Source organism: Knoellia aerolata DSM 18566, assembly GCF_000768695.1.
In the GTDB taxonomy this organism is placed as follows: Bacteria; Actinomycetota; Actinomycetes; order Actinomycetales; family Dermatophilaceae; genus Knoellia; species Knoellia aerolata.
In genome coordinates this window covers 20,594-27,351 of the sequence record NZ_AVPL01000050.1, presented here as the reverse complement: position 1 = coordinate 27,351, position 6,758 = coordinate 20,594, and the positions used below count along the sequence as shown (strand labels likewise).

Below are 6,758 nucleotides of genomic sequence, written 5' to 3'. Positions count from 1 at the left end.
CGGGGCCGGGCGGGGTGGGGTGGGGCGGGGTGGCTCAGGCGGACTCGATGACGGTGTAGCCCTTGGCGCGCATCGCGTCGAGGACCCGGGCGCAGTGCTCGGGTCCGCGGGTCTCGAGGCGCAGCGCGATCTCGACCTCGTCGACGTTGATCTGCGGGCCGGTGCGGATGTGCTCGACCTCGAGGATGTTGGCGTCGACCCCGGCGCAGTCCGCGAGGATGCCGGCCAGAGAGCCGGGGGTGTCCGGGACGCGCACCGCGAACTGCAGGTAGCGCCCCGCGGCCACCATCCCGTGCCGGATGATCCGCAGCAGGAGGAGCGGGTCGATGTTGCCGCCGGACAGGACGGCGACGACCGGGCCCTCGACCTTCTCGACGTCGGCGTTCTCGAGCAGCCACCCCACGGCCGAGGCGCCCGCGGGCTCGACGACGAGCTTGGCCCGCTCGAGCAGGAAGAGCAGGGCGCGCGACATGCCGCCCTCGCTCACGGTCTCGACGCTGTCGACGAGGTCGCGGACCACCGGGAAGGTCACGGCCCCCGGCAGCCCCACCGCGATGCCGTCGGCCATCGTGGACATCCGCTCGGCGGCGAGCGGGTGGCCGGCCGCGAGGGACGCCGGGTAGGCCGCCGCCTGCTCGGCCTGCACCCCGATGATGCGGACGTCGGGCTTGAGCTCACGCAGCGCGATCGCGATGCCGGCGAGCAGCCCGCCGCCCCCGAGGCCGACGACGACCGTCCGCACGTCGGGGCACTGCTCGAGGATCTCGAGGCCGCAGGTGCCCTGGCCGGCGACGATGTCGTGGTGGTCGAACGGGTGGATGAGCACGGCGCCGGTCTGCTCCGCCCACGCGCGGGCGTGGACGAGGCTCTCGTCGAGGGTCTGCCCCACCTGCACGATCTCGGCGCCGTAGGCGAGCGTCGCCTGGACCTTGGGCATCGGCGCCCGCACCGGCATGTAGACCTTGACGTCGATCCCGAGCATCTGGCCGGCGAGCGCCACACCCTGGGCGTGGTTGCCGGCGCTGGCGGCGACGACGCCTCGGGCCTTCTCCTCCGCCGTGAGGCGGGACATGCGGGTGTAGGCACCGCGGATCTTGAAGGACCCGGCCCGCTGGAGGTTCTCGCACTTGAGGAAGACGTCGGCCCCGACCCGCTCGGACAGTCCGCGGTTGTACTCCATCGGGGTCGGGGCGATGACGGTCGAGAGGAGGTCGGCGGCGGCGCGGATCTCGGCCACCGTCACCGTCGACGATGTGGGGGTCATGGCGCGAGGGTATCCCCGGGCGGACTCAGTCCGTCGTGCGGTTGTTGAAGGCCCGCAGCGCGAGGGGCGCGATGAGGGCCGTGATCGCCAGCGACCAGATGATCGTGGCCAGCTCGGGGTTCTGCAGCGGCCACGGCGCGTCGGCGCGCACGGCGGCCCCGGCCACCCCCCAGTTGTCGCGCAGCGCCTGGGTCAGCGCGCTGATCGGGTTCCACTCGGCCATGGTGCGCAGCCACGACGGCATGACATCGGTGCGGGCGAAGGCGTTGGAGAGGAAGGTGATCGGGAAGATCGTCGTGAACATCAACCCGTTGACGGCCTCGACCGAGCGCATGGCCGAGCCGACGAGGATGCCGACCCAGATCATCGCGAACCCGAAGAGGAGCAGCAGCCCGTAGCCGAGGAGCCCCCTGAGCACCCCCTCCCCCACGCGCCAGCCGATGAACAGCCCGGTGACCGACATGACGGCGACGCCGATGCTCGAGTGGATGAGCGCGGCGATGCTGCGCGACACGAGGATGGAGGAGCGTCGGATCGGGAGGGAGCGCAGCCGGTCGACCATGCCCTTGCCGATGTCGGTGTTGAGGCCGATGGCGACGATGAAGGCGCTGAACGCGATCGTCTGCGCCATGATCCCGGGCAGCAGCCACGGCTTGTAGTCGACGCCGGGCACGTTGATCGAGCCGCCGAAGACGTAGGCGAAGAGCAGCACGAACATCACCGGCTGGATGGTGACGTCGGTGAGCATCTCCGGCTGCCGCTTGATGTGGGTGAGGTTGCGCCGGACGAGCGTGAGGATCTGGCGCACCTGGCCGGCGCCGGTGGGCCGGGGAGCCGTCCGGTCGAGGACGGCGGTCTGCGTGACGGCACTCATGCCGGCACCTCCTCGTTGGTGGTCTCTTCTGCCTTGTGCCCGGTGAGGGCGAGGAACACGTCGTCGAGGCTGGGTCGCTGCATGCCCAGGTCGTCGACGTCGATGCCGGCCTCGTCGAGCCGGCCGGCGATGCTCGCCAGCGCCGCCACGTCGCCCGCCGGCGCGGTGAGCTTGCGGGCGTCCGCGTCGACGTGGATGTCGCCGACGACACCGCGCAGGAGCGCGGCGGCCTGCTGGACCTGGTCGTGGCGCGACACGGTGACGACGAGGCTGGCGGCGCCCGACTGGTCCTTGAGCTCGAGCGGGGTCCCCTGCGCGATGATCCGCCCGTGGTCGATGACGACGATGGTGTCGGCGAGCTGGTCGGCCTCGTCGAGGTACTGGGTCGTGAGCAGCAGGGTCGTGCCGTCGCGCACGAGCCCGCGGAGCACGTCCCAGAGCTCGACGCGGCTGCGCGGGTCGAGGCCGGTGGTGGGCTCGTCGAGGAAGAGCACCGCCGGCGCGGCGATGAGGCTCACGGCGAGGTCGATGCGCCGCCTCATGCCGCCGGAGTAGTCCTTGACGACCTTGTCGCCGGACTCGTCGAGCGAGAACCGCTCGAGCAGCTCGTCCGCCCGCGAGCGGACCACCTTGCGGGGCAGGCCGTAGAGGTCGCCGATGAGGCGGAGGTTCTCGCGGCCGGTCAGCAGGTCGTCGACCGTCGCGCTCTGGGCGGTGAGGCCCATGCTGGCGCGCACCGCCTCGGGCTCCGTGACGACGTCGTGGCCGGCCACCCGGGCCGATCCCCGCGTCGGGATGGCCAGCGTCGTCATCATCCGCACGATCGTCGTCTTCCCGGCACCGTTGGGCCCGAGAAGCCCGAAGACCGACCCCTTGGGGACCTCGAAGCTGACGTCGTCGACGGCGGTGAAGTCGCCGAAGCGCTTGACCAGGCCCACGGCCTCGATGACGGGGGCTTCCTGTGCACTCATGCTGTCGAGGGTAGTTCGCACCCCCGACAGACACCTACGCCTTTTGCCTGCCGTGGCCCAGCGTGCCTGCCAGCGCCCGCGCGGCCGCCGGGTGCCGGTCGGCCAGCAGCCCGCACGCGAACAGCACGTATGCCGTGTCCTCGCCGTGCGCTGCCTCCGCCGGCAGGGTCCACCCACCGCCGTGGTCGGAGAGCACCGCGGTGAGCACCTCGTCGCCCAGCGCGGGCGGGCCGTGGCGGAACACCCCGCCGGAGCCGAGGAGCAGCCCCACGTCGGCCAGGGGCCGGGGCCGGTCCCCCGCCGCCCGCGTGCGACCGTGCCGCCGCGCCGCGACGAGCGCCGCAACGCGGGCCAGCGCCGTCTCGTGGTCCCACTCCACGTCGGTGGAGGCCTGGTGGGAGGGCACGGAGGCGACGTGCGCGGCATACGCCGTGGTGGCGTCCGTGAGGGCGAGACCCTCGCGGGAGGCGGCCTCGACGATGCCGAGGGCGTTCCAGCGCATCCCCAGGTCCGCCTCGACGGTCCGTTCGTGCCAGAGGGACCCGGCGACGTCGCGCTCGATCCGGGCGTCCTCGCCCTGCGGCCGCAGCACCGAGTACACGTCGGTGGTGGCGCCCCCGATGTCGATGACGAGGACGTCCTCGCCCCGGACGTCGGCGAGCAGCTCCACACCGCGCAGCACCGCGTCCGGGGTCGGCGCGCGCACGAGGTCGGTGAAGCCCCGCCCGCGCGAGAGCCCCTTGCCCCCGATGACGTGCTCGAGGAACACCTCGCGGATCGCCGACCGCGCCGCCGAGGGGGCGATCACCCCGATGCGCGGCAGCACGTTGCTCGTCACCACGTGGCGACGCCCGGTGCGGGCCAGCTCCTGCGACACGTCGTCGGCTGCCTCGGCGTTCCCCGCGACGACGACGGGCATCGTCACCCGGGCCGCCGCGAGCCGAGCGGCGTTGTGCCGCAACACGTCCGAGTTGCCCCCGTCGGTGCCGCCGACGAGCAGGACGAGGTCCGGGGAGGCGGCCCGCAGCGCCCGCACCCCGGCGCCGTCGAGGAGGCCGGACGACACGTGGACCACGCGCCCACCCGCGGAGAGGGCGACCCGGTGCCCTGCCTCGGCGGTCACCTCCCGCTCGTAGCCGACCACTGCGATGCGGAGCCCGCCGCCGGCGGAGGAGCAGACGAGCGTCTCGGCGACCGGTCCATGGGGGGCGAGCTCACGGCACACGGCATCGACGCCGTCCATGACATCGGTCGCGACGGTCGTCGGCGACGACGCAGCACCCACGAGGCCGCCGTCCGCGAGGTCGACGAGGACGGCCTTGGTGAAGGTCGACCCGACGTCGACGCACAGGGCGAGCGGCACGTCAGGTGAGGCGGTCGAGCGCCTGCTTGAGGTCGGCGATGAGGTCCTCGACGTCCTCGATGCCGACGGAGAGCCGGATGAGGTCGCTCGGGACCTCGAGCTCGGTGCCCGCGACGGACGCGTGGGTCATCCGCCCCGGGTGCTCGATGAGCGACTCGACGCCGCCGAGCGACTCGCCCAGGGTCCAGATCTCGGTCTCCGCGCACACCTTGACCGCGACGTCCTCGCCGCCCTTGACGCGGAACGCGACCATCCCGCCGAAGCGCCTCATCTGGCGCTTGGCGACCTCGTGGCCGGGGTGGTCGGGCAGCCCCGGGTAGTGCACGGCGGTGACCCCGTCGTGGCCCTGGAGGAACTCGACGACCTTCTCGGCGTTGTCGCTGTGGCGCTCCATCCGGATCGCGAGCGTCTTGAGCCCGCGCTGCACGATCCACGAGTCGAACGGCCCGGCGACGGCGCCCATGGAGTTCTGGTGGAAGGCGACCCGGTCGCTGGCGGACTCGTCGTCGAACCACGGCACGGTGACGCCGTGCCCGACGACGACCGCACCACCGACGACGTCGGAGTGCCCGCCGCAGTACTTGGTCGTCGAGTGCAGGACGATGTCGGCGCCGAGGGCGAGCGGCTGCTGGAGGTAGGGCGACGCGAACGTGTTGTCGACGACGAGCAGGGCGCCGGCCTCGTGGGCGATCGCGGCGAGCGCCTCGATGTCGGCGATGCCGAGCATCGGGTTCGTCGGGGTCTCGACCCAGACGACCCGGGTCCGGCCGGGCTGGATCGCGCTGCGCACGGCGTCGTTGTCGGCGATCGCGGCGATCGAGTGCTCGACGCCCCAGTGGCTGAGGACGGTGTTGAAGAGGCGGTAGGTGCCGCCGTAGGCGTCCGAGGGCACGACGACGTGGTCCCCGGGGCTGAGCAGCGCGCGCAGGACGGTGTCCTCGGCGGCGAGCCCGGACGCGAACGCGAAGCCGCGCTCACCGCCCTCCAGCGCGGCGAACCCCGTCTCGAGGGCCGTGCGCGTGGGGTTGGCGCTGCGGCTGTACTCGTAGCCGCCCCGGAACCCGCCGATCCCGTCCTGCTTGTAGGTCGAGGTCTGGTAGATCGGGGTGACGACGGCGCCCGTCGTCGGGTCCGGATCCTGACCGGCGTGGAGGGCGCGGGTGGAGAAGCCGAGGGTCTGGTCAGTCATGGACGACAGGGTATGCCGCGTGCTCGCCGCCGCTTCAGGCGAGCCGTCGCTGCCACTCCCGCAGGAACGCCGTGGTGCGGTACCCCAGTGCCTCGTTGACGGCGATCATCGGGCCGTTGGTCGTCGCGTTCCAGGTGCGGACGGTGCGCACCTCCGGGAGCTCGCCGACGAGCGCCGCCAGGGCGGCCGCCTTGAGCGCGAGGCCGAGCCCGTGACCACGGTGCTCGCGCAGCACGAGCGTGTCCTGCTGGTAGGCCATCTCGGGCGCCTCCACGGGCACCTGGAGCTGGGTGAACCCGACGAGCCGCCCGGTGGCGACGTGGCGCGCGACGGACTCGATGGCTCGTCGGCCGCTCCGCCTCGTCGTCTCGCGGTGGTCCCGGAGCCGCTCGGCGTCCCAGTGCTCCTCCTCGAAGGCGAGGTCGCCGACGGGGGCGTCGGTGCTCATCCGGGACTGGAGGTGGGCGCGGTCCTCGAGCCACTCGTCGCGGGTGTCGTCGGTCGAGGTCTCGATGACGTAGCCGGCCGGGTCGGGAGCGCTCCCGCGGGCGTGGGCGTGGGCCGTGACGCCGAGGTCGTTGCGGAGGTTGGCCTGGGCCACCTCGAAGCCGTGCCGGAGCAGGAACGCCTCCCCCGGATCGGTGCCGGCGTCCGGGGACGACGACTCGGTGACGAGCGAGGTCCGCCCCGCGTCCCGGGCGGTGCGCACGACCCGCTCGAGGAGCGCGGTTCCGGTCCCCCGGCGCCGCTCCGTGGGCAGGACGGCGAGGTCCGTCATCGCGAGGGTGAGGTTGTCCCGCAACGGCATCGTCACCTCGGCGGCGCCGACGACCCGGCCCGCGTCGTCGACGGCGGCGACGTAGCGCCGGTCCATGGTCGTCGACTCCTCGCGAGCGCGCCGCGACGCCCACGACCAGGTGTCGTGGTCGTCACCCATCGACGCGACCGTGCTGACGACGAACACGTCGTGCCAGGCCAGGGCGAGCTCCGCCTGCGCGGGGTCGAGCGTGGTGACGGGGACGATGCGGACCATGCCTGCCACTGTCCTCGCCGAGCACCGGGCCTGCCACCGAGTTTGACCCGGCCTCGTGTGCCCC

At 72.9% G+C, this 6,758-nt stretch carries 6 protein-coding genes; all 6 read right to left on the bottom strand.

Annotated elements, in window-relative coordinates; genetic code table 11:
• Positions 1–34 precede the first annotated feature (34 nt).
• Genes ilvA through N801_RS14895 form a run of 6 tightly spaced genes read right to left on the bottom strand, consistent with a single transcriptional unit; the run spans position 35 to position 6,694 of the window.
• Positions 35–1,264, bottom strand: a complete 1,230-nt coding sequence (gene ilvA / locus N801_RS14920; protein ID WP_035939475.1) for a threonine ammonia-lyase — start codon at positions 1,262–1,264, stop codon at positions 35–37.
• A 25-nt stretch (positions 1,265–1,289) separates the two neighbouring features.
• Positions 1,290–2,138: an ABC transporter permease gene (locus N801_RS14915; protein WP_035939470.1), complete on the bottom strand. Its 849-nt coding sequence runs from the start codon at positions 2,136–2,138 to the stop codon at positions 1,290–1,292.
• On the bottom strand, positions 2,135–3,109 hold the full coding sequence (locus N801_RS14910; RefSeq protein ID WP_035939468.1) for a daunorubicin resistance protein DrrA family ABC transporter ATP-binding protein: 975 nt from the start codon (positions 3,107–3,109) through the stop codon (positions 2,135–2,137). Before N801_RS14910 ends, N801_RS14915 begins: the two co-directional genes overlap by 4 nt.
• Before the next feature lie 34 nt (positions 3,110–3,143).
• The gene (locus tag N801_RS14905) at positions 3,144–4,472 is read right to left on the bottom strand and encodes a glutamate mutase L (protein ID WP_035939465.1); all 1,329 of its coding nucleotides are present in this window, start codon (positions 4,470–4,472) and stop codon (positions 3,144–3,146) included.
• Between the two features lies 1 nt (position 4,473).
• Positions 4,474–5,661 (bottom strand): cystathionine gamma-synthase, encoded by a 1,188-nt coding sequence (locus tag N801_RS14900; RefSeq protein ID WP_035939462.1) that lies wholly within the window; start codon positions 5,659–5,661, stop codon positions 4,474–4,476.
• Between the two features lie 34 nt (positions 5,662–5,695).
• A complete protein-coding gene (locus N801_RS14895) occupies positions 5,696–6,694 on the bottom strand; it encodes a GNAT family N-acetyltransferase (RefSeq protein ID WP_052113130.1) in 999 nt (332 codons plus the stop codon).
• Positions 6,695–6,758: the final 64 nt, after the last annotated feature.

Coding starts and splice junctions, on each gene's coding strand:
- N801_RS14915 (WP_035939470.1), bottom strand. CDS start 2,138: ATGAGTGCCGTCACGCAGACCGCCGTCCTCGACCGGACGGCTCCCCGG.
- ilvA (WP_035939475.1), bottom strand. CDS start 1,264: ATGACCCCCACATCGTCGACGGTGACGGTGGCCGAGATCCGCGCCGCC.
- N801_RS14910 (WP_035939468.1), bottom strand. CDS start 3,109: ATGAGTGCACAGGAAGCCCCCGTCATCGAGGCCGTGGGCCTGGTCAAG.
- N801_RS14895 (WP_052113130.1), bottom strand. CDS start 6,694: ATGGTCCGCATCGTCCCCGTCACCACGCTCGACCCCGCGCAGGCGGAG.
- N801_RS14900 (WP_035939462.1), bottom strand. CDS start 5,661: ATGACTGACCAGACCCTCGGCTTCTCCACCCGCGCCCTCCACGCCGGT.